The organism is Corynebacterium sp. (assembly GCF_022712275.1).
Taxonomy (GTDB): Bacteria; Actinomycetota; Actinomycetes; order Mycobacteriales; family Mycobacteriaceae; genus Corynebacterium.
Window position 1 is genome coordinate 1 of sequence record NZ_JALAGU010000044.1, and the last position, 18,631, is coordinate 18,631.

17 protein-coding genes and 2 pseudogenes are annotated in these 18,631 nt (G+C 68.3%); 9 read left to right on the plus strand and 10 right to left on the minus strand.

All coding sequences use genetic code 11. The features are described from left to right. Positions 1 to 503: 503 nt before the first annotated feature. The 3 genes and pseudogenes from Q0A27_RS10110 to Q0A27_RS10120 form a co-directional block, all read left to right on the plus strand. Positions 504 to 551: pseudogene (locus Q0A27_RS10110) on the plus strand (hypothetical protein); the annotation flags it as partial. A 409-nt stretch (positions 552 to 960) separates the two neighbouring features. After that, positions 961 to 1,068 (plus strand): annotated as a pseudogene (locus Q0A27_RS10115) (hypothetical protein); the annotation flags it as partial. Then, the gene (locus tag Q0A27_RS10120) at positions 1,055 to 1,717 is read left to right on the plus strand and encodes a phosphoenolpyruvate carboxykinase domain-containing protein (protein ID WP_291475110.1); all 663 of its coding nucleotides are present in this window, start codon (positions 1,055 to 1,057) and stop codon (positions 1,715 to 1,717) included. The pseudogene Q0A27_RS10115 and the gene Q0A27_RS10120, both read left to right, overlap by 14 nt. Positions 1,718 to 1,734: 17 nt before the next feature. On the opposite strand, the gene Q0A27_RS10125 is transcribed toward Q0A27_RS10120, so the two are convergent. The 3 genes from Q0A27_RS10125 to serS are packed head-to-tail and all read right to left on the minus strand — an operon-like array spanning position 1,735 to position 4,843. Next, a complete protein-coding gene (locus tag Q0A27_RS10125) occupies positions 1,735 to 2,634 on the minus strand; it encodes an HAD family hydrolase (RefSeq protein WP_291475112.1) in 900 nt (299 codons plus the stop codon). Next, a complete protein-coding gene (locus Q0A27_RS10130) occupies positions 2,610 to 3,536 on the minus strand; it encodes a 1-acyl-sn-glycerol-3-phosphate acyltransferase (RefSeq protein WP_291475114.1) in 927 nt (308 codons plus the stop codon). Before Q0A27_RS10130 ends, Q0A27_RS10125 begins: the two co-directional genes overlap by 25 nt. 32 nt (positions 3,537 to 3,568) lie before the next feature. Next, on the minus strand, positions 3,569 to 4,843 hold the full coding sequence (serS, locus tag Q0A27_RS10135) for a serine--tRNA ligase (RefSeq protein ID WP_291475116.1): 1,275 nt from the start codon (positions 4,841 to 4,843) through the stop codon (positions 3,569 to 3,571). Between the two features lie 41 nt (positions 4,844 to 4,884). Between serS and Q0A27_RS10140 the strand changes: the two genes are divergently transcribed. Both Q0A27_RS10140 and Q0A27_RS10145 read left to right on the plus strand, forming a co-directional pair. Then, positions 4,885 to 5,961, plus strand: a complete 1,077-nt coding sequence (locus Q0A27_RS10140; RefSeq protein WP_291475118.1) for a septum formation family protein — start codon at positions 4,885 to 4,887, stop codon at positions 5,959 to 5,961. A gap of 518 nt (positions 5,962 to 6,479) precedes the next feature. Next, positions 6,480 to 6,827 (plus strand): metallopeptidase family protein, encoded by a 348-nt coding sequence (locus Q0A27_RS10145; RefSeq protein WP_291475120.1) that lies wholly within the window; start codon positions 6,480 to 6,482, stop codon positions 6,825 to 6,827. Positions 6,828 to 7,354: 527 nt separating this feature from the next. On the opposite strand, the gene Q0A27_RS10150 is transcribed toward Q0A27_RS10145, so the two are convergent. The 3 genes from Q0A27_RS10150 to pheA all read right to left on the minus strand — a co-directional run bounded on the left by Q0A27_RS10150 (position 7,355) and on the right by pheA (position 10,695). Next, complete coding sequence (locus Q0A27_RS10150; RefSeq protein WP_291475122.1) at positions 7,355 to 8,881, minus strand: MFS transporter; 1,527 nt, start codon at positions 8,879 to 8,881, stop codon at positions 7,355 to 7,357. Between the two features lie 69 nt (positions 8,882 to 8,950). Next, positions 8,951 to 9,760 carry a histidine phosphatase family protein gene (locus Q0A27_RS10155; protein ID WP_291475123.1) on the minus strand — a complete coding sequence of 270 codons (810 nt, stop codon included), beginning with the start codon at positions 9,758 to 9,760 and terminating at the stop codon, positions 8,951 to 8,953. Then, positions 9,757 to 10,695 carry a prephenate dehydratase gene (gene pheA / locus Q0A27_RS10160; RefSeq protein WP_291475125.1) on the minus strand — a complete coding sequence of 313 codons (939 nt, stop codon included), beginning with the start codon at positions 10,693 to 10,695 and terminating at the stop codon, positions 9,757 to 9,759. Before pheA ends, Q0A27_RS10155 begins: the two co-directional genes overlap by 4 nt. 40 nt (positions 10,696 to 10,735) lie before the next feature. On the opposite strand from pheA, the gene Q0A27_RS10165 reads away from it, so the two are divergent. Together Q0A27_RS10165 and Q0A27_RS10170 are read left to right on the plus strand one after the other, a co-directional pair. Then, positions 10,736 to 12,151: an amidase gene (locus Q0A27_RS10165; RefSeq protein WP_291475127.1), complete on the plus strand. Its 1,416-nt coding sequence runs from the start codon at positions 10,736 to 10,738 to the stop codon at positions 12,149 to 12,151. Next, on the plus strand, positions 12,141 to 12,956 hold the full coding sequence (locus tag Q0A27_RS10170; protein WP_291475129.1) for a CPBP family intramembrane glutamic endopeptidase: 816 nt from the start codon (positions 12,141 to 12,143) through the stop codon (positions 12,954 to 12,956). The genes Q0A27_RS10165 and Q0A27_RS10170 overlap by 11 nt, the downstream gene beginning before the upstream one ends. 457 nt (positions 12,957 to 13,413) lie before the next feature. On the opposite strand, the gene Q0A27_RS10175 is transcribed toward Q0A27_RS10170, so the two are convergent. Continuing rightward, positions 13,414 to 13,812, minus strand: a complete 399-nt coding sequence (locus tag Q0A27_RS10175) for a hypothetical protein (RefSeq protein WP_291475131.1) — start codon at positions 13,810 to 13,812, stop codon at positions 13,414 to 13,416. A 99-nt stretch (positions 13,813 to 13,911) separates the two neighbouring features. Here Q0A27_RS10175 and Q0A27_RS10180 point away from each other — a divergent pair, with 99 nt between their 5' ends. Next, positions 13,912 to 15,288: an LCP family protein gene (locus tag Q0A27_RS10180; RefSeq protein ID WP_291475133.1), complete on the plus strand. Its 1,377-nt coding sequence runs from the start codon at positions 13,912 to 13,914 to the stop codon at positions 15,286 to 15,288. Positions 15,289 to 15,339: 51 nt separating this feature from the next. On the opposite strand, the gene tpx is transcribed toward Q0A27_RS10180, so the two are convergent. The 3 genes from tpx to Q0A27_RS10195 all read right to left on the minus strand — a co-directional run bounded on the left by tpx (position 15,340) and on the right by Q0A27_RS10195 (position 17,654). Beyond that, positions 15,340 to 15,834, minus strand: coding sequence for a thiol peroxidase (gene tpx / locus Q0A27_RS10185; RefSeq protein WP_291475135.1), 495 nt, complete (start codon positions 15,832 to 15,834; stop codon positions 15,340 to 15,342). A 64-nt stretch (positions 15,835 to 15,898) separates the two neighbouring features. Then, entirely contained in the window at positions 15,899 to 16,840 is a 942-nt protein-coding gene (locus Q0A27_RS10190; RefSeq protein ID WP_291475137.1) for a DUF5926 family protein, read from the minus strand. A gap of 22 nt (positions 16,841 to 16,862) precedes the next feature. Continuing rightward, complete coding sequence (locus Q0A27_RS10195) at positions 16,863 to 17,654, minus strand: glycerophosphodiester phosphodiesterase family protein (RefSeq protein ID WP_291475139.1); 792 nt, start codon at positions 17,652 to 17,654, stop codon at positions 16,863 to 16,865. A 51-nt stretch (positions 17,655 to 17,705) separates the two neighbouring features. On the opposite strand from Q0A27_RS10195, the gene Q0A27_RS10200 reads away from it, so the two are divergent. After that, positions 17,706 to 18,617 (plus strand): patatin family protein, encoded by a 912-nt coding sequence (locus Q0A27_RS10200; RefSeq protein WP_291475141.1) that lies wholly within the window; start codon positions 17,706 to 17,708, stop codon positions 18,615 to 18,617. Positions 18,618 to 18,631: the final 14 nt, after the last annotated feature.

Genomic DNA, 18,631 nt, shown 5'->3' on the forward strand with positions numbered 1-18,631 from the left:
CGCTCGGCAGTGTCCGCATCACGCATCCTGAGGTCGTTCTGACCTCAGTCGGAACGACCTGACACTGCGTGTCGCCGACATCATGAGCTCCCCGCTGACGCGCAGAAGGGCCCCGCACCGATCCTCGGATCAGTGCGGGGCCCTTCTGACTGGTGTGCTGTCGGCCCGAGTGGCCGGGAAGCCGTCGGCTACCCGGTGACCGTGGAGACTGCTACTCGGCGCGCCCACTGTCCCGGACACCCTGCCCGACACTGTCCGTGAGTTCGTCACACACTGGACCTCCGTCACCCGCCCCGCCCGTATCGAGGTCATCGACGCCTCCGACGATGCCCGGCTCATCGGCGAAGCCCACGCCGGCGTCTACAACAACTGGCGTCCCGCCGACGAGGTGAAAGCCGAGCTCCTCCCCCGTCTGACCGGGGCGTCCGAAGGCAGGACGATGTACGTCGTCCCCTACCTCATGGCCGTGCCCGGCAGCCCCCCTGTCGCCGCACGCCCTCGGCGTGGAGCTCACCGACGAGCGGACCATCATCCACTTCGGCTCCGCCTACGGCGGCAACGCCCTGCTCGGAAAGATCGCCCACGGCCTGCGCCTGGCGTCCTACGACGGTTGGCGGTCCGGGGAGTTCCCCGCCGAACAGTTCATGCTGCTCGGTATCGAGGACACCGTCACCGGGAAGACACGGCACGTCGTCGGCGGTTTCCCCAGCGCGTCCGACAAGACGAACCTGGCGATCGAGGCGATCCACCCCGGCACCGGCACGATCTTCACCGACGTGGCCTACAACGAGCTCACCGAGGAGGTCTGGTGGGAGGGCCGGACCCCCGCCCCGCCGGCGGACGTCACCGGGTGGCGGGACTGGACCGGCGAGCTCATCGCCGAGCGTCCCGCCGACCGGAAGGACGACCCCGAGGGCCCACCCCAACAGCCGGTTCACCACCACGCTCGCCAATGTCACCACCCTGGCCCCGGATGCCGGGGATGCCGCCGGCGTTCCCGTGGACCTGGTCATCTTCGGTGGCCGGACCCGGGACCGTGAGCCACTGACCCCGCGTGGTCGACGGTAGTGCGGCCGGCGTCTACGACGGTCTGACCCTCGGCGCGGAGGCGACCTTCGCCGCCGAAGGTGTCGACGGCCAGCTGCGCTACGACCCGATGTCCATGCGCCCCTTCCTCTCCTATCCGGAGGGACGGTACGCGCAGCACTGGCTCGACGTGCTCGGCCGTGTCACCGAGCCGCCGACCTTCGCCCACGTCAACTGGTTCCAGCGCGAACCCGAGACCGGCCGCTACCTGTGGCCCGGCTTCCGGGAGAACCTGCGGGTGCTGCTCTGGTTGCTCACCTGTCGCGAGGGTTCGGTGAGCGGGACGCGGACTCCGGTGGGTGTTGTCCCCACCGCCGGTGAACTCGACCTCACCGGCCTGGACATTCCGGACGCTGACCTGGCCACCCTGCCCAGCATCGACCCGGAACGGTGGGAGGCCGAGATGCGGTCCCGGACCGCACACCTCGATGCCTTCTCCGGACTGCCGGACGAGGTATGGCAGGGGCCCACCGTGACATGGCGGCGGCCATCGCCACCACCGCATGCTGACCGGGGTGCCCGGGCAGACCGGCTGTTCACCCGGAATACAACTCACGCTGTGTCGCTTTCCGCCCTGGAAAACAGCACGGTGTGTGATGTATCTGAGGTGAACGCGGGAGTGGGGACGTGATCGCGGGAGGCCCGGTCTCAGAACCAGCGCTCGAGGACCCGCGCCACGCCGTCCTCGTCATTGGACGCGGTCTGGTGGTCAGTGGCGGCGGCCACCTCGTCCACCGCGTTCCCCATCGCGAAACCGTGCCCCGCCCAACGCAGCATCGCCAGATCATTGGGCATGTCACCGAAGGCCACGACCGTCGTGGGGTCGATGTCCGGCACGGCATCCGCACCGACGTCCGATCCCGAGGCGTCCCCCAGCGCATGGGCCAGCCCCGACAACTTGGTGACACCCGGGACGTTGACCTCCAGCAGGCCACCGTGGAAAGACCAGGTCACGTGGGCGTCCGTCGGGTCGACGACCGGGTTGACCAGCTCGAACATGTCGGCGGAAAGCATGCTCTCGTGCCGGACCAGCAGCTTCACCGCGGGCTTCGACAGCAGCACATCACGGGTCTCCACGGCGTGTTCGTCGGTGACCCAGGCGTGCGGATACGCGGGCTCCACCGCGAAAAGCTCCGACGCCCGGTCGAAGGCGCTGGTCCCGGTGCGCTCCACGGCGAAACTCACCGGCCCCAGGCCCATCCGGGCCAGCGGGGCGGCGGTGGCCTCGAGAATCCCGCGGGTCACCCGGCGCAGGACCGCGGGTGCCAGCTCGGCGGCGTAGGTGATGCGGTCGGTGGCCGCGTCATAGACCACGGCCCCGTTGGCGCAGACGCACACCGGGGTGATGGCCAGCTGTTCGACGACCGGCAGCATCCACCGCGCCGGCCGTCCGGAGGCGAGGATGAACCGCGCACCGGAGGCGACGGCTCTGCCGATGACCTCCCGGGTGCGGGGTGAGACCCGGTCCGCGGAGGTCAGCAGGGTGCCGTCGAGGTCACTGATGATCAGTGACGGGGCGGCGGTCAACGCTTCAGCAGTTTCTTCCACAGTGGCTTCTTCTCCGGTTCCGGCTTCGACGCCTTCCCGGCCTCACGGGCGGCCCGCTCCTCGCGGCGCTTCCGGGCGTCCTCCCGGTCCTTGACCGTGGCCTCCTCCAACGACGGAGCGGAGCCGCCGAGGGACACCGGCATCCAGTTCTCCCCTTCCGGGAAGGGACCGTAGAGCTCGTCGTAGCGGGCGCGCACCTCATCGAGGCCGGTGGCCATCGCGTCGTGCAGACGCTGCGCGGAAGCCTTCGCGTCCTCGGTGACCTCGACGGGTTCCCGGACGGAGACGATGAGGTCGGCACTCTTCAGCCGCCAGATCGGTTTGCGTCCCTTCGTCCAGATCCGCTGCGAACCCCAGATCACCACGGGGATCAGCGGGACGCCGGCCTCGTGTGCGATGCGCGCGGCACCGTCCTTGACCTCCTTGATCTCGAAGGAGCGGGAGATCGTGGCCTCCGGGAAGATGCCGATGAGTTCACCACCGGCGGCGCGCTCGGTCGCCTCCTTGACGGACGCCGCACCATCGGCGCGGTCCACGGGGATGTGCTTGCATCCGCTCATCGCGGGGCCGGCGACGGGGTTGTCCCAGATCTCCTTCTTCGCCATGAAGCGGACGAGGCGTCCACCCTGGTAGGCGGCGGGGATGCCGCCGAAGACGAAGTCCCAGTAGCCGGTGTGGTTGACCGCCAGGACCGCACCACCGGTGGCGGGGATACGCTCCGGGTGCTGGATCTCCACGTTGAGGTGCTGCATCCGGCGCATCCACAGCTTCGCGAAGGGGATGATGAGCCGGCCGTAGAACGGTTCCCGCGACTCCGGGTGCGGCGGGGTGTCCGGCACCTCGGGGAGGACAGTGAAACCCTTGGGGAGCCAGAAGTGGTCGCGGGGCAGCTTGAATGCCATGGAGTGTCTCTACCTCTTCTACGTCTTCGGTTCTACTTGCTCTTGGGTGTCAGGACGTCCTTGCCGATGAACGGGCGCAGTGCCTCGGGGACGACGACGGAGCCGTCGGCCTGCTGGTTGTTCTCGAGGATCGCGACGAGCCACCGGGTGGTGGCCAGGGTGCCGTTGAGCGTGGCGGCGGTCTGAGCCTTGCCGTTCTCGTCACGGTAGCGGGTCTTGAGGCGCCGCGCCTGGAAAGTGGTGCAGTTCGAGGTGGAGGTCAGCTCGCGGTAGGTGTTCTGGGTCGGGACCCAGGCCTCGGTGTCGAACTTGCGGGACGCGGAGGAGCCCAGGTCACCGCCGGCGACGTCGATGACGCGGTAGGGCACCTCGACGGCGGCGAGCATGTCCTTCTCCATGGCCAGCAGCTGCTGGTGGATCTCCTCGGCGTCCTCCGGCTTGGCGTAGACGAACATCTCGACCTTGTCGAACTGGTGGACGCGGAGGATGCCGCGGGTGTCCTTGCCGTAGGAACCGGCCTCACGGCGGAAGCAGGAGGACCAGCCGGCGTACTTCACCGGCCCCTCGGAGAGGTCGATGATCTCGTCGGAGTGGTAGCCGGCAAGAGCCACCTCGGAGGTGCCGACGAGGAAGAGGTCGTCCTCGTCGAGGTGGTAGATCTCGTCGGCGTGGGCGCCGAGGAAGCCGGTGCCGGCCATGATCTCGGGGCGCACGAGCACCGGCGGGATCATGAGCTGGAAGCCGTGCTCGACGGCCTTTCGGGCGGCGAGCTGCAGCATGGCGAGTTGGAGCAGGGCACCGTCGCCGGTGAGGAAGTAGAAGCGGGCGCCGGAGACCTTGGCACCGCGCTCCATGTCGATCAGGCCGAGGGACTCGCCGAGTTCCAGGTGGTCCTTGGGCTCGAAGTCGAACTCGCGCGGGGTGCCGATGTGTTCAAGGACGACGAAATCGTCCTCGCCACCGGCCGGGGCACCGGTGACGATATTGGAGATCTTGAACTGGAGGTCGTGGACGTCCTGCTCGGCGATCTTCTCGTCGGCCTCGATCTTCCTGACGGCCTCGGCGAGCTCCTTGCCCTTGGCCTTGAGCTGCTCACGCTCCTCAGGGGTGGCGTCCTTCATCTGCGTGCCCATGGACCTGGAGTAGGCCTTGGCCTCGCTACGGGAGGTGTCCGCGGCGGCGATGAGGTCGCGTCGGCGCTGATCGGCCTCCAGGAGCTGGTCGACCAGCGACGGGTCCTCGCCACGGGTGCGCTGTGAATCTCGGACGACGTCAGGGTTCTCCCGGAGGAACTTCAGATCAATCATGACGACCAGCTTAGCGGCACCGACGTGACACAATGGTCAGCATGTCCTCTGAAACGCCCTCGCCGTCCCCTGAGCGTCCTGAGCAGACTGAGCAGACTGGGTCCGCTGAGCCGGTTGCGCAGACTGAGTCCGCTGAGCGTCCACTACATCCGCGCCGTCGCCGCGTCCTGAAGACCGTGCTCGTCGCCGCCCTGTGCGGTGGCGTGGCAGCGGCGATGTACGCGGTCGTCAGCCCGGACGGGTCCAGCCCGGTTGTCCCGGAGAAGAACGATGTCGCGTCCGAGCCGGCGTCCTTCACCGACGCGGACGAGGGCAGCTGCCTGAACTGGACGCAGGATGGGGAAGTGACGCGCGACATCGTCACGGTGGACTGCGCGCAGCCGCACCGCTTCGAGGTCGCGACCAGGGAGGACCTGTCGCAGTACCCGACCAGTGAGTTCGGGGAGGACGCCCCGCAGCCGGATCTGGAGCGCCAGGCGCAGCTGACCGCGGAGGTGTGCACCGGCCCGGTGACGGAGTACATGGGCGGGAAGCTGGACCCGAACGGCCGGTACACGATCTCGCCGATCCTGCCGCCGGCGGAGGGCTGGGCCGAGGGTGACCGCACGATGCTCTGCGGCGTCATGGAGACGGACGCCGACGGCACCGCCGAGGAGGTCACCGGTGTGGCCGCCGGTTCAGACCAGTCACGCTTCTCGGAGGTGGACGCCTGCGTCCGTGCCAACGGGAACACGGCGACCGAGGTACCGTGTGAGCAGCCGCATTCGTGGCAGGTGACGAAGGTCGTGAACCTGGGCGACAACTTCGACGGCGCATGGCCGACCGTGGACGACCAGAACAAGTGGCTGGCCGGAATATGCCAGGCGGCGGCGGTCGATTACCTGGGTGGCGGGGACGCCGGAGACGAGGCGCTGTACCAGTCGACGCTGGCCCCGTTCTGGACCTCGATCGCGGAGGACTCCTGGAACGCCGGCTCGCGCACGGTGAACTGTGCACTGACGAAGGGACGCGAAGGCGACGACGCGGGCTTCGCTGACCTGGCCGGTGACGTGCGCGGCGATTTCACCATTGACGGCAACCCGCCGGAGCCGCAGCCGACGCGGAACCCGCGGCGGTAGGGGTCCCGGGGGACCCGGTCTGGGAACTGCCTGGCGGACTGGTCCTGGCCGGATGCCCACATGCCGAATCCGAACGTCGCGAGCATGAGGATCACCGCCGGAGCGAGCTGCATGAGTTTCCCGCCGACCGACAGGGGCCACACGGTTCCTGGAGCGGTCGGAATCCGGCTGTCGGCGTCCTCGGGACTCGCACGGGTCGCGACGTCCTGGACCAGCAGCAGAAGGAGGAGCGCTGCCACTGCGAGCGGGACGGCATACTGCACCGCCCAGTTACTCCCGACGGCCAGGACGCCGCGACCGATGACTCTTCCGACTCGTTCACCCATACTTAGCCCCGTGAATTACCCCGTGTAACTCTCAGCGCTTCTTCATCACTGTCGCCTCCCCACACGCTGCGTCGCAACCTTGCTGTCGCACCCCACCGCGTCCCACCGCAGGAACCCGCCGCAACTACACTCGGCCCCAGCAACTGAACCCGCGGTACATCCACCCCAACACCAGCACTCCGGAGGCTCCCCATGGTCGAGGTCACCGACGAAGAATTCGAGGAACTCGTCGACCGGGGACTCGACATGATCCCCCGGAAACTCCTCAACAGCCTGAACAACGTCGCCATCGTCGTCGAGGACCGCAACGAGGAAGACCCCACCCTCCTCGGCCTGTATCACGGGGTCGCACTCACCGAGCGCTCCGTCGAATGGCCGACGTACCTGCCGGACAAGATCAGCATTTACCGGGGCGCCCTGTGCGACTGGTGCCGCGACCACGATGAGCTGGTGGAGCAGGTCGCCATCACCGTCGTCCACGAAATCGGACACCACTTCGGCATCGACGACGCCCGGCTCCACGAACTCGGTTGGGGTTAGACCCGGGCGCCCTTCATGTCGGGCCCTCCACCCCGTCAGGGACGGTAGATGTAGAGGTCGGTGGAGTCATCCTGGACCAGGAACGGGCTATCGCTCGCCTTCCGTCCTTCCTCGGTCACTGTGGCCCGGACCGTCAGGACACCGCCACCCGGTGAGCGTCATCCAGGGTGTCACTGGTCAGAGGCATCGTCAGCTCCTTGCCCGTGATCGATGAATGGTACCGATAGGACGGCTTCCCACCAGCGAAGACGATACTCAACGGGTCGCAGTGCCCGACCGCCGTGATCCCGGATTTCACTCCGAGCTGCTCCACCGCGATGCCGGCGACGCGGACGATGTCGCAGACGCCTTCTCCGCTCCGCCTGCGGAACTGCAACTCCCCAGGGAGACTGCGGCCGCCACAGATACCGCAGCGACGGGAGGGTGAAATGAACCTGAAGAGAGTGACGTCATGCGCTGAGTATGCGTTGGGCCCCCGGGCCCCGCACCGGCCCTGCGCTAGTTGCCGGCAAGACAGGTCCCGCAGGTCAGACCTGGGCGCCCACAGCCTCGGCACCCTCGATCGGCATGGTGTCGAGGTCGTACTTCTCGTTGGTCTCAAGACTCTCGAGAACCTCGGTGACCTCATGCTCCTCGTCGACGACCGGCATGGAGCCCAGCAGGTTGCGTCCCGCAGACTCCCGCATGAAGTACACGCCGATGCCGCCGACAATGCAGGCGAACATGATGTAGTACGCGCCGGCGAAGTCAGAACCGATGAGGTTCTGCAGCGCGGTGATGACGAAGCCGGTGGTACCACCGAACAGCGCGACCGCGACGTTGAACATCAGGCCCATCGCTGTGTACCGGCTGGCTGTCGGGAACAGTGACGGCAGGGCCGAGGCCTGGATCGAGACCTGGAACATCATGATCACACCGATGATCATCAGGCCCGCCAGCGTGGACCACACGTGGTCCATCATCATCAGCGCGAAAGCCGGGATCGCGCACACCACACCGACCACGCAGCCGGTGATCATCACCGGGCGGCGTCCTATCCGGTCGGACAGCGAACCGAACAACGGCAGTCCGATGGAGACGATGATCAGCACCGGCACCAGCAGCGCATTGCCGTGGACAGTGTCGTAGCCGAGGGTGTCGGTGAGGTAGGTCGGCATGAACGTCGTCAGTGCGTAACCGACGACCTGCGCACACATGACGAGCGCGGATCCCATGAGGATCTCCGGCCAGAAGTGACGGATCAGGTAGCTGACCTGCCCCATCAGGCTCGTGTCATTGCCGCCGGACGCCGCGGTGGCGGCGTCCTCGCCATCCTGGGAGGACGCGTCGACAGTGTCACCGACGCGCTCCTCACGGCTCTCCTGCACGGCCTCGAAGGCCTGCGACTCCTCGATATTGGAGCGCATGTACAGGCCGGTCAGGCCCAGCGGCAGCGCGACCCAGAAGGCGACGCGCCAGCCCCAGGACTCCATCTGGGCGTCCGTCGTCACGACCTCCAGCACCGAGACCAGCGCCGCCGCAGCGGCGAAGCCCAGGTAGGAGCCGAGATCCAGGAAGGACCCCCAGAAACCGCGGCGCTTGTCCGAGGAGTATTCGGCGATGAACGTCGCCGCGCCGGCGTACTCACCGCCGGTGGAGAAGCCCTGGACGAACTTCAGCAGGATCAGCAGGACCGGGGCCACGATCCCGATCTGCTGGTAGGTCGGGAGGCAGCCGATGAGGAACGTGCCTGCGGACATCATGATGATCGTGAACGCGAGGATCGCCTTGCGTCCCACCCGGTCCCCGATGGGCCCGAGGATCAGTCCGCCGAGGGGGCGGACGAGGAATGTCACCGCGAGGGTGGCGAAGCTCGCCAGCCCGTCCCACGGCGAGGGCAGCGGGAAGAAGTGGAAGGTGATGTAGGTCATGACATAGGAGAAGACTCCGATGTCGTACCACTCCATGAAGTTCCCGAGCAGTGTGGCGCGCAGCGCCTTCTTCATCTTTGACTGGTCCACGACGTGAATGTCGCTCGCCTCGATCGGCGTCGTGGAGGGTGCATTGTTAGCCACAATGGTTCCTTCCTATGGTCGAGCCCGATCGACCGTAGCGGAAACCAGCGGAAGATATAACTAAGTGACCTATGTTAACCGGGGAGGTTCTCCGTGCCCGCCCCACTCAGTAACCTTCCAACCAGCGGAAATGACGTCGGTCAGAGTTTCTCCGACAAATCTCGATGCCACGTCCTTCTCCGGAACCCACGCCGCCGTGTGGAGCATCGGGGCGTCCGTCGTGGGAAGCGTCGGCAGGGCGGTTGACGGCAACGAAGCCCCCGGTCCCAGTTCCGGCACCTCCAGTTCCACCCGGGAGGTGTTCGGCAGCAGCGAGCGCACCGCCCACTCCGGCTCGACCCTGCCGAGGAACCCGGCCACCAGACGGATCACCGCTCCGTGGCTCACCACCGCCAGATCAGAGCCCGTCGACTGCGCCGTGACCAGCTGCGGCAGCAGTGTGTCGAGGTAGCGGCTGACCACCTCACGTCCGGTCAGCGCCCCGGGCATCGCCAGATCCAGCGACCCACCCAGCCACTCGCCGAAGAACCGGTGGTAGTTGTACTGGGCCTCGGGATCACTGCGCATCTCGTAGTCACCGGCCGGGATCTCAGAGATCCCCGGCCACGCGTCCGGCGTCGGCAGCACCAGCCCGGCCCCGGCGGCACCCTCGACGATCCCCTTCGCGGTCTGCTGCGCCCGCAACGCCTGGGAGGACGCCAGGGTCAGACCGACCCCTGAAGCGTCCTGCGCTCCGTACTCCCCCGCGATGAGTTCACCGGCGGCGTAGGCCTGTGACCTGCCCAGTTCTGTCAATGCGGCACCGGGCAGATTCGTGTCCAGCGAGTGGGAGACATTCGACGTCGTCTGTCCGTGACGGATCAGCAGCAGCCGGGTCATGCGTACGGCTCCCCCTTCGTCCGCGACTCGATCCACGCCCTCGACTCCGTGTAGTCCGGCGGCATCGACCCGGACGGCCCGTTCACCCCGCCGACCCAGCCCTCCTGCGGCCAGGACCCCAGGTACCGGAACCGCTCGGCGTAGCGGTACAGCCCGGCAAGTGCCTCGGCCACGGCCGGATCATCGATGTGCCCGGCGACCTCGACATGGAAGTTGTACGTGCCGGCCTTCTCCCGGGTGGGCCGCGACTCGATCCGAGACATGTCCACCCGGCGCGTCGCCAGCTCCATCAGTGCCATCACCAGCGACGCCGGCTCATTCGGTACCCGCAGCACGATCGCGGTGCGGTCGTTGCCGGTCCGGGCCGGCGGGGTCTGCGGCCTGGTGACCAGCACGAACCTGGTGCGGGCATCCGGCAGGTCGTTGATGCCGTCGGCGAGGGTCTCCAACCCGTTGAGCTCCCCGGCGCGGGCGGGCGCGAGGGCGGCGTCCACCTCCCCGGCGGCGACGGCGGTGGCCCCGGAACCATTGGAGGACGCCGCGACGAAGGTGACGTCCGGCAATGTGACCCCACGCCAGTTCGCCGTCTGGTTGTACGCCACCGGATGGCAGGTCAGCGTCCTCACGTCGGCCAGCGTCGTACCCGGTCGGACGAGCAACTGGAAGGCGACGGGCACATCATGTTCCCGCACGATCTGCAGTTCAGAACCGACGGTGAAAGCGTCGAAGGTCTGGGTCACCGGGCCGTCGACACTGGATTCCAGGGCGACGCAGGCGACGTCCGCCTCCCCGGAACGCACCATGTCCAGGGCGACCGCCGGAGAGGTGACGGTGATGTGGTCGGCGTCCGCCGGCAGATGCCCGGCGGTCGTGAAGTCGAGGACAGCCTGTTCGGTGAAGGTGCCCCTGGGCCCGAGGAAAGCGACGGTGGTCATGCCCATCAACCTACCTGGGCGAGCGCTACGCTGGGTCACCATGGGAACGCCCGGAACACCGACCACCACCGCCGCACGCCTGGCCGCCGTCGCCGCGTCGACCGGGCTCAGTGCCGCCGAGCTGGGGGTCGCCCGGTTGTACGACACCCCGCACACCAGCAGCTGTGCGGAGAACACCGGAACGCTGCACGGCACGGAGGTGCTGGTCAAGGACCTGCAGCGGGTCGCCGGGGAGACCACCGGGTTCGGCAGCCCCGCCCACGAGGACGTCTCCGACGAGCACGACTCCACCGTCCGCAGCCTGCTCGCCACCGGGGCCTCGCTGGTCGGCGCCTCGGTCACCGCCGAGTACGGCGCCACCGTCTACACCGAACCTGGCCTGGTCGGTGGCGGTCCGGGACCGGTGAACCCGGTCGATCCGAGGATGACGACCGGTGGGTCCTCCTCCGGGGCGGCGGTGGCGGTCGCCCGCGGGATCGTCGACATCGCCCACGCCAATGACGGCGGCGGGTCGATCCGGGTGCCGGCGGCGGCGGTCGGTCTGCCCGGGCTGAAACCGGCGCACCGGGTCTTCGGGTCCGGAGCACTGCCGAACCCGGCGGCGCAGGGCTTCATCGCCCGTGACCTCGCGCTCACGGCGCGGGCCTACGATGTAGCCTCCACGGCCCCGGTGCGCCCGGGCCTGCGCCTGGGCATGTCCACGGTCCCCTTCCACGGGGATCCGGGGCAGGCCGGGCCGACGGCGGTGGACCCGCGGATCGCCACGGCCACCACCGCGTCCGCCGCGTTGTTGGTGACCCACCCGCAGGTCAGCGGGATTGTTCCGGTCGAGACCCCGTACCCGGTGGAGCGGTTCACGGTCTTCTCCCGCATCATGGCCGCCCGGTGCGTGGGCCTGCCCGATCCGCTGGGCCCGATGCCCGGGTGGCTCAAGGAACAGGGCCGGTCGTTGGCGGTGTCCGATATCGAGGACGCCGCGGCGTCCCTGCGCGTCCTGCCCGGGGACATCGAACGCGCCTGGCCGGACGTGGACGTGGTCGTCACCCCGACGCTGGCCTGCGCGCCGCCACCGGTCGGCGCATTCTCGTCTCTGGCATTGGCCGGGTCGCACCGGCTCGATTTCCTCGCGCAGACCGCGTGGACGCCGTGGGCGACCCTGTGGAATCTCACCGGTTGGGCCGCACTGTCGGTGCCGCTCGTCACCCCCGCACCCGGGCAGTGGCCGGTCTCGGTACACCTGGGTGCCGTCGGCGACCGGGCGGACACCGCGACGCTGCTCGCGCTCGGCGCCCATCTGCAGGACGCCGTGGCGCGGATGACCGGTTCCGGGGACGCTGACGTATCCGGGTTCGTGGTGGCCGAGCCGGGCAACATCGAGGCCCTGCGGTACCGGCCGGTCGTGGCCGGGCACTCCCACGGGCACTCCCACGGAGACGGGCGCACACATGACCACTGACCAGGGTCGCGTCCGCCGGTGGTTGGCCGCACCCTCCCCGGTACAGCCGGAGCCGGTGACCGCGTACGCCGACCGCCGGGCCCTGCGCTGGGAGATCGCCCTTGTCCTGGCCGTCACCTTCGGTACCTCAGGCGTGCGGGCGGCACTACGGCTGCTCGAGTCCGCGACGACGCCGACCCGGCTCAACAAGCAGACCACCACCCTCAACGCCCAGAAGTCCTCACTGGCCTGGCTGGACCCCCTGTTCCAGCTCATCAGTTCCGGGGTGCTGCTCGCCTGGGGCGGACTGGCGGTGTTCCTGCTGCTCCGGCATGTGCCGGTGTGGTTGACGGGGATCTCGCCGCTGCGTCCTTCCCGGCGCGATGTGTTACCGGGAGTCGGCCTGGCGGCACTGATCGGGCTGCCGGGGCTGGTGTTCTATGTGGTGGCGGTGCAGCTCAACCTGTCGAAGCAGGTCATGGCCTCGGGCCTGGACTCCTCGGTCGGCGATGTCCTGCTGCTGGTCATCAACGCCTGGGCGAACGGCTTCGCTGAGGAGTTCATCGTGGTCGCGTGGCTGGTGTCCCGGCTGCGGCAGCTGCAGGTGCCGTGGGTGTGGGTGTTCGTCGCCTCATCGGTCCTGCGTGGGAGCTACCACCTCTACCAGGGCTATTCCGCCGGGCTGGGAAACATCGTCATGGGGCTGGTGTTCGTGTTCTTCTTCTGGCGGACCGGTCGGGTGTGGCCGCTGGTCATCGCGCACGGACTGATCGACACCGTCGCCTTCGTGGGCTACCAGGTCCTCGGCGGGGTGCCGGGGTTGTAGCACCCAGTCCGCCCGGACCCCGCCCCGTTCACCTCAGATACATCACAGCCCGTGCCGCATCCGGGCCGGAAAAGTAGCACAGCGTGTGATGTATCTGAGGTGAACGGGGCGCCGCGCATGGGCCGGACCGGTGCATCCCCCTGCCAGCGTGCACGCACCGGACTGACAGCGAATCATCCGCGAACCCGGACGTCGGTGTCATGGCTACGCCAGTACCGGGTCCTAGAGTTCTTCGCATGGACGTCAGCCACTGAGGGGGCGGCGTCCTGAGAGGGCCCCGACACCCCGGCCGACCTGCGTGATCCGGTCCGGTCGTGATGCCGGTGTTCACCGTGGCGAGGACGGTGACTCCGGTGGTGTCGGGAACGACGGAGCCGCAGGCGCCCGGTACTGAGAGGGACCGGCACCTGCGGCTCCGCTGTATCTGCCGCGTGTGTCGGACGTGGTTGTGCCGCTGTCAGCGCTTCCGCTTCTTCTTGCCCCGCGAGCCCTTCTTCGCCGCCTCGACGGCCGCCGAGTTCGCCGCCTTGACCATCGGCACGAAGCCACAGACCACCGCGAGGTAGGGCACCAGACCGAGATAGCCGGCCCAGTCCGCCTGCACGATCAGGCCGATGACCAGGGCGACCAACCACACAACCGCGGTCACGGCGATGGTCTTCCTGGCGACCGGCAGCGCAGCCTCGTGACCGGCAGCCCAGGTCGCGTCGGTCTTCTTCACGGTCGGCGTGACCAGGCCGAAGCCGCTGTCCCGCGACAGATGCCCCTGCGCCGCCGCCCGGACCATCGCGAAGACGATCCATGCCGCGACTACCGCCAGTACACCGGCCAGCAGGCCCAGGGTCTCATCACTCATAGACACAAGAGTATCGGCGTTCACCGCGGGGACCGAACCGGACTCATCTCATCCCCGAGGATGATCAGCTCCCCCGGCCCCTTCGTTATGCTGTCCTCCATGACTCAACCTCCCCGACCGAACGACGGAAGCGACAACTACGCCCGGGACCACCTCGGGCGCGTCCTGCGCGACCGGTTCGGCAACCCGGTGCCGCGGCGACCCGAGGCCCGCCCCGGTAACGCCGGGACCGGCGGGGAGGCAGGACAGGACCAGCCGCGGGGTCGCCACGAACGCTCCGGGGCACAGCCGCCCGCACAACCCCCCTCACAACCCCCCTCACAACCCACGGACAACAGCACTCGGATGTACGGGGATTCCCCCTCACAGCAGAGCTCCGGTGGCCAGCCCGCGCCGCCGCAGTACCGGCGGGCCGAGAACCAGCAGCAGGGCCAGCCGCCCTACCGCGACCAGTACCCGCCACGCGATCCGGCGCAACAGCCGATGCCACCGATGCAGCGCCCGGAACAGCGGGGCCAGCCGCCCCGCCAGACCCCATCCCGGGCACCGCGTCAGAAGAAGAAGCGCCGTCGCCCGCGCATCGGACGCATCCTCGGCGTCCTCCTGCTGGTGATCGTCGTCATCATCGGCGGTACAGCGTGGTGGGTCGATTCCAGCCTCAACCGGATCGACGCACTCACCGACTCCTCCACCGGCAACACCAAGGGCACGAACTGGCTGCTCGTCGGCTCCGACTCCCGCGAAGGTCTCTCCGAGGAGGACGGTGAACGCTACGCCGCCGGTGACCTCTCCGAAGGCGGCCAGCGCACCGACACGATCATCGTCGTCCACGTCCCGTCCTTCGGTGGCAAGCCGACGATGGTCTCCATCCCGCGCGACTCCTACGTGGAGGTCCCCGGCTACGGCATGGACAAGATCAACTCCGCCTTCTCCTACGGCGGTCCGCAGCTGCTGCAGCAGACCGTCGAGCAGAACACGGGCATGCGTATCGACCACTACATGGAGCTCGGATTCGCCGGCTTCGCCGGGATCGTGGACGCCGTCGGTGGCGTCACCCTGTGTCCCAAGGAGCCCATCGACGACCCGATGGCCGGCCTGAACGTCGAGGCCGGCTGCCAGGAGATGGACGGACCGACCGCGCTGGGCTACGTGCGTACCCGCTACACCTCGGCCAACGGTGACCTCGACCGGGTCGAGCGCCAGCGTGAGTTCCTCACCGCGGTGATCAAGAAGGTCGGGTCCCTCTCGACGATGATCAACCCGTTCCGGGCCTTCCCCCTGATCAGCAACCTGACGGATGCCGTGACCGTGGACAACGGGGACCATGTGTGGCACCTGGCGTCGCTGGGACTGGGTCTGGTCCGCGGTTCCGAGCAGCAGACCGTCCCGGTCGGCGGTTTCGCCGACACAGACGCCGGCAGCGTCGTCCTGTGGGACGACGCTGCCGCAGAGGAACTGTTCTCGACGATGCGCTGAGCGGTGCTGACAGCTGCGCCGGGCAGTTCCGGGAGGGGGGAGCTGAGCTGACTAGAGCGCCGCGAGGGCGGCGTCGTAGTCGGGCTCGGTGGTGATCTCGGGGACCAGCTCGGTGTGGAGCACGGTGCCGTCGGTGTCGATGACGACGACGGCCCGGGCCAGCACACCAGCCAGCGGGGAATCCAGCAGACGCACGCCGTAGTCCTCACTGAAGGAGGAGCGGAACGACGAGGTCGCGGTGACGTTCTCGATGCCCTCGGCGGCGCAGAAGCGGCCCAAGGCGAAGGGGAGGTCCTTGGAGACCGAGACGACGACTGTGTTGTCCAGGCCGGTGGCGCGCTTGTTGAACTCACGCTCGGAGTTCGCGCACACGCCGGTGTCGACCGACGGGAAGATGTTGAGGATCACGCGCTTGCCGGCGAAGTCTGTCAGCGAGACATCCTGCAGGTCAGCGTTGACGGTGGTGAAAGCGGGCGCCGCGGCACCGACGGCGGGGAGATCGCCGACGGTGTGGGCGGGGGTTCCGGAGAATGCGGTATCAGCCATGACACCGTTTCTACACGGTTCTCGCGGATCGTGACCCCGCGGTCAGCGGATCGTGACCCCGCGGTCAGCGGATCGTGACCTCGCGGGCGATGATCGTCTGCTTCGACTTCTGCTCCTCGGCGGTGAGCTGGGCGGCATCACCGGAACCTGCGAGCTCGTCGAGGGCGGCGGCGAGCTTGGCGTCCAGCTTCTCCAGCGGGGCGGCGAACTCCGGTGCGGTGACCGAGTTGTCCAGGTCGAAGACCGGGACGAGCAGGCCGTGGGTGCGGAAGACACCGGCGAAGCGGGTGTCCTCGCCGAGGTTCAGCTCACCGGCGGCGTGCACGCGGGCCAGGGCCGGCAGCAGCACATTCTCGGTCTCAGGGCGGATCCAGCGGATGTGGGCCTTCTCTCCCGGGTCGATCCACCAGGCGGCACCGGTGACCGGGGCGTCGATGCGCTCGGACGGCAGGACCGAGTCATTGGCCTGCTGCAGGGTCTGCTGCACGGTCGGATTGGACTGCTGGTCCTCGGTGAGCCACCAGTTGAAGTCCTCGGCGACGTCGATGATCGGGGTCTGGTCCTTGACGAGCAGGGTGTCCAGCGCCGGCTCGGAGCCGTCGGCGACACCGGTCTCCAGGGAGGCACCCGGCGCGGCGTCCTTCACCCAGTTCAGGGTGAAGGCGAGGTCGCGGTTCGGGTTGTTGCCACGCTGGGCAGTCTGCAGGGCGACGAGTGCCTCACCACCCTCCTCCTCCGGGCGGACCAGGGCGGCGACGGCACCCGGCAGCACGGTGACGATGCGCACCGGGCGGGGGAACGCGGCGTCCGCCACCGTCTCGGCGAGGAAGTGCGCCGAGGGGACGAACTCCTGCATCGCGACGAGGTCGGCCTCGGCCGCGAAGCCGTCGTAGGGGCGGGGGTCGCGCGCAAAGGCGGCGCGCTCGGCAGCGCGGCGGGCGAGCTTCGCCTGGCGGCGGCTCATGCCCTCGGGCAGGACTTCTTCGTTCTTCTTCTTCTTGGCCACCCGGCCAGTGTATGTCAGCGGCTCAGGCTCCGGAACGGGTCGCCCCCTCGCACCACCCGCGGGCCCGGTCCGGGAAGTCCGTGGCGATCCACCCGATGTCGTGACGCTGCGCCCACCGGACGTTCCCCGGAGTGTTCAGCGTGTAGAGGTAGGTGTTGGACGGCGCGTCCCCCAGTCCCTGCGGTGCGGTGCGTGCCCGGGTCACGGCGAAACCCGGGGACTGGGCGACACACGCCGGCTCCAGATGACGGACCACCTTCCAGCCGGTGTACTCCTTGCGCAGGTACACGCGGTGGATCCCCGGGTTGATCTTCCGGAACCGGGCCAGGGAGCCGGGGTCGAAGGAGATGAGGTGGACCAGGTCCGCGCCCGGGCCGGTGGCCGTCTCCTCAGCCAGGCCCGCCGCCACGAGGTCGCTCTGCAGGGCGTGTTCCAGCTGGCCGCGGCGCTCGGCGAAGGTGTCGAGGCGCTTGGTCTCCACGAAGATCTCCGGGCGGTAGTCGTGCCGCCCGTCGGGCCGCTGTGCGTCCTTCACCAGCCCCAGCAACTCTGCCAGGGTGAGGATCCGTTGCGGACGCTCGACTGTGCCGAAGTTCAGTTCCCGCAGCTCGGCGAGGGTCTTCGTGTTCACCGCGCCGGTGCCGTCGGAGGTGCGGTCGACCGTCGGGTCATGGAGGCAGACCGCCACCCCGTCGGCGGTGAGCTGGATATCGCACTCCACTCCGTCCGCACCGAGCGCGAAGGCGGTCTCGTAGGCGTCCTGCGTCATTTCCGGGTGGTATCCGCTGGCGCCGCGGTGCGCGATGATCTTCACGCTTCACACGGTAGTCACGGCAGGCACCGCGGTCACGGTAGGCTGACTTCCGTGGCAGAAAACCCGGCAGTCGGTACCCCACTCCCCTCGGTCAGCGATACGGCGCTGGTGTTCGAGGGCGGGGCGATGCGGTCCGCCTTCTCCTGCGCGATGGTGCAGGCACTGGTCGAAGCGGGGATCTCCTTCGACTGGACCTACGGAAACTCGGGCTCCGCGGTGCACGTGGCGACCTACCTCTCCCACGAACCCGAACTCGCCCGCGACTACTACACGGTCTTCCCCGGCGACCCGCTGTTCGGCGGCATCCGACCTTTCCTGCGCGGCGACGGATTCTTCAACACGAAGTACCTCTTCAGCGGCACCGCCCGTATCGAGGACCGGCGTATGGCCCCGGACTGGACCGCCATGAAGGCCAATCCCGGCAACTTCCGCATCTCCGGATTCAACGGTCGCACCGGCGAGACCGTCCACTGGAGCAAGGCAGACATGACCGGGTTGGACGACTTCCTGCTCCACGCCCGCGCCTCGGCGTCGCTGCCGGTGCTCATGCCACCGACGCGGATCGGCGGGGAGATCTTCTTCGACGGTGCCTTCGGGCCGACCGGTGGCATCCCCATCGACTCCGCACGCGAGATGGAGGGCTTCGACCGTTTCCTGGTCATCATGACGAGGACGCGCTCCTACCGGAAGAAGGCGACGAAGCTCGCCTGGGCGGTGAACCGGTGGTTCCCGCAGTACCCGGCGCTGGTGGATTCTATGCGTGACCGGCACATGCGCTACAACCGCACCCGCGACTGGATCTTCGAACAGGAGCGGCTGGGCCGGGCCTACATCTTCGCGCCGCACCGGATGCCGATCGGCAACGGCACCCGGAAGCTCAACGAACTCGCGGAGACCTACGAGGCCGGCCTGGCGCAGGCCCGCGAGGAGATTCCGCTGATCAAGCGGTTCCTCGGACTCTAGTTCGGCGCCGGATC

What these genes read in the sequence shown, in the direction of transcription:
- Q0A27_RS10130 (WP_291475114.1), bottom strand. Translation starts at nt 3,536, where the DNA reads ATGGCATTCAAGCTGCCCCGCGACCACTTCTGGCTCCCCAAGGGTTTC.
- serS (WP_291475116.1), bottom strand. Translation starts at nt 4,843, where the DNA reads ATGATTGATCTGAAGTTCCTCCGGGAGAACCCTGACGTCGTCCGAGAT.
- Q0A27_RS10140 (WP_291475118.1), top strand. Translation starts at nt 4,885, where the DNA reads ATGTCCTCTGAAACGCCCTCGCCGTCCCCTGAGCGTCCTGAGCAGACT.
- Q0A27_RS10145 (WP_291475120.1), top strand. Translation starts at nt 6,480, where the DNA reads ATGGTCGAGGTCACCGACGAAGAATTCGAGGAACTCGTCGACCGGGGA.
- Q0A27_RS10155 (WP_291475123.1), bottom strand. Translation starts at nt 9,760, where the DNA reads ATGACCCGGCTGCTGCTGATCCGTCACGGACAGACGACGTCGAATGTC.
- pheA (WP_291475125.1), bottom strand. Translation starts at nt 10,695, where the DNA reads ATGACCACCGTCGCTTTCCTCGGGCCCAGGGGCACCTTCACCGAACAG.
- Q0A27_RS10165 (WP_291475127.1), top strand. Translation starts at nt 10,736, where the DNA reads ATGGGAACGCCCGGAACACCGACCACCACCGCCGCACGCCTGGCCGCC.
- Q0A27_RS10170 (WP_291475129.1), top strand. Translation starts at nt 12,141, where the DNA reads ATGACCACTGACCAGGGTCGCGTCCGCCGGTGGTTGGCCGCACCCTCC.
- Q0A27_RS10175 (WP_291475131.1), bottom strand. Translation starts at nt 13,812, where the DNA reads ATGAGTGATGAGACCCTGGGCCTGCTGGCCGGTGTACTGGCGGTAGTC.
- Q0A27_RS10180 (WP_291475133.1), top strand. Translation starts at nt 13,912, where the DNA reads ATGACTCAACCTCCCCGACCGAACGACGGAAGCGACAACTACGCCCGG.
- tpx (WP_291475135.1), bottom strand. Translation starts at nt 15,834, where the DNA reads ATGGCTGATACCGCATTCTCCGGAACCCCCGCCCACACCGTCGGCGAT.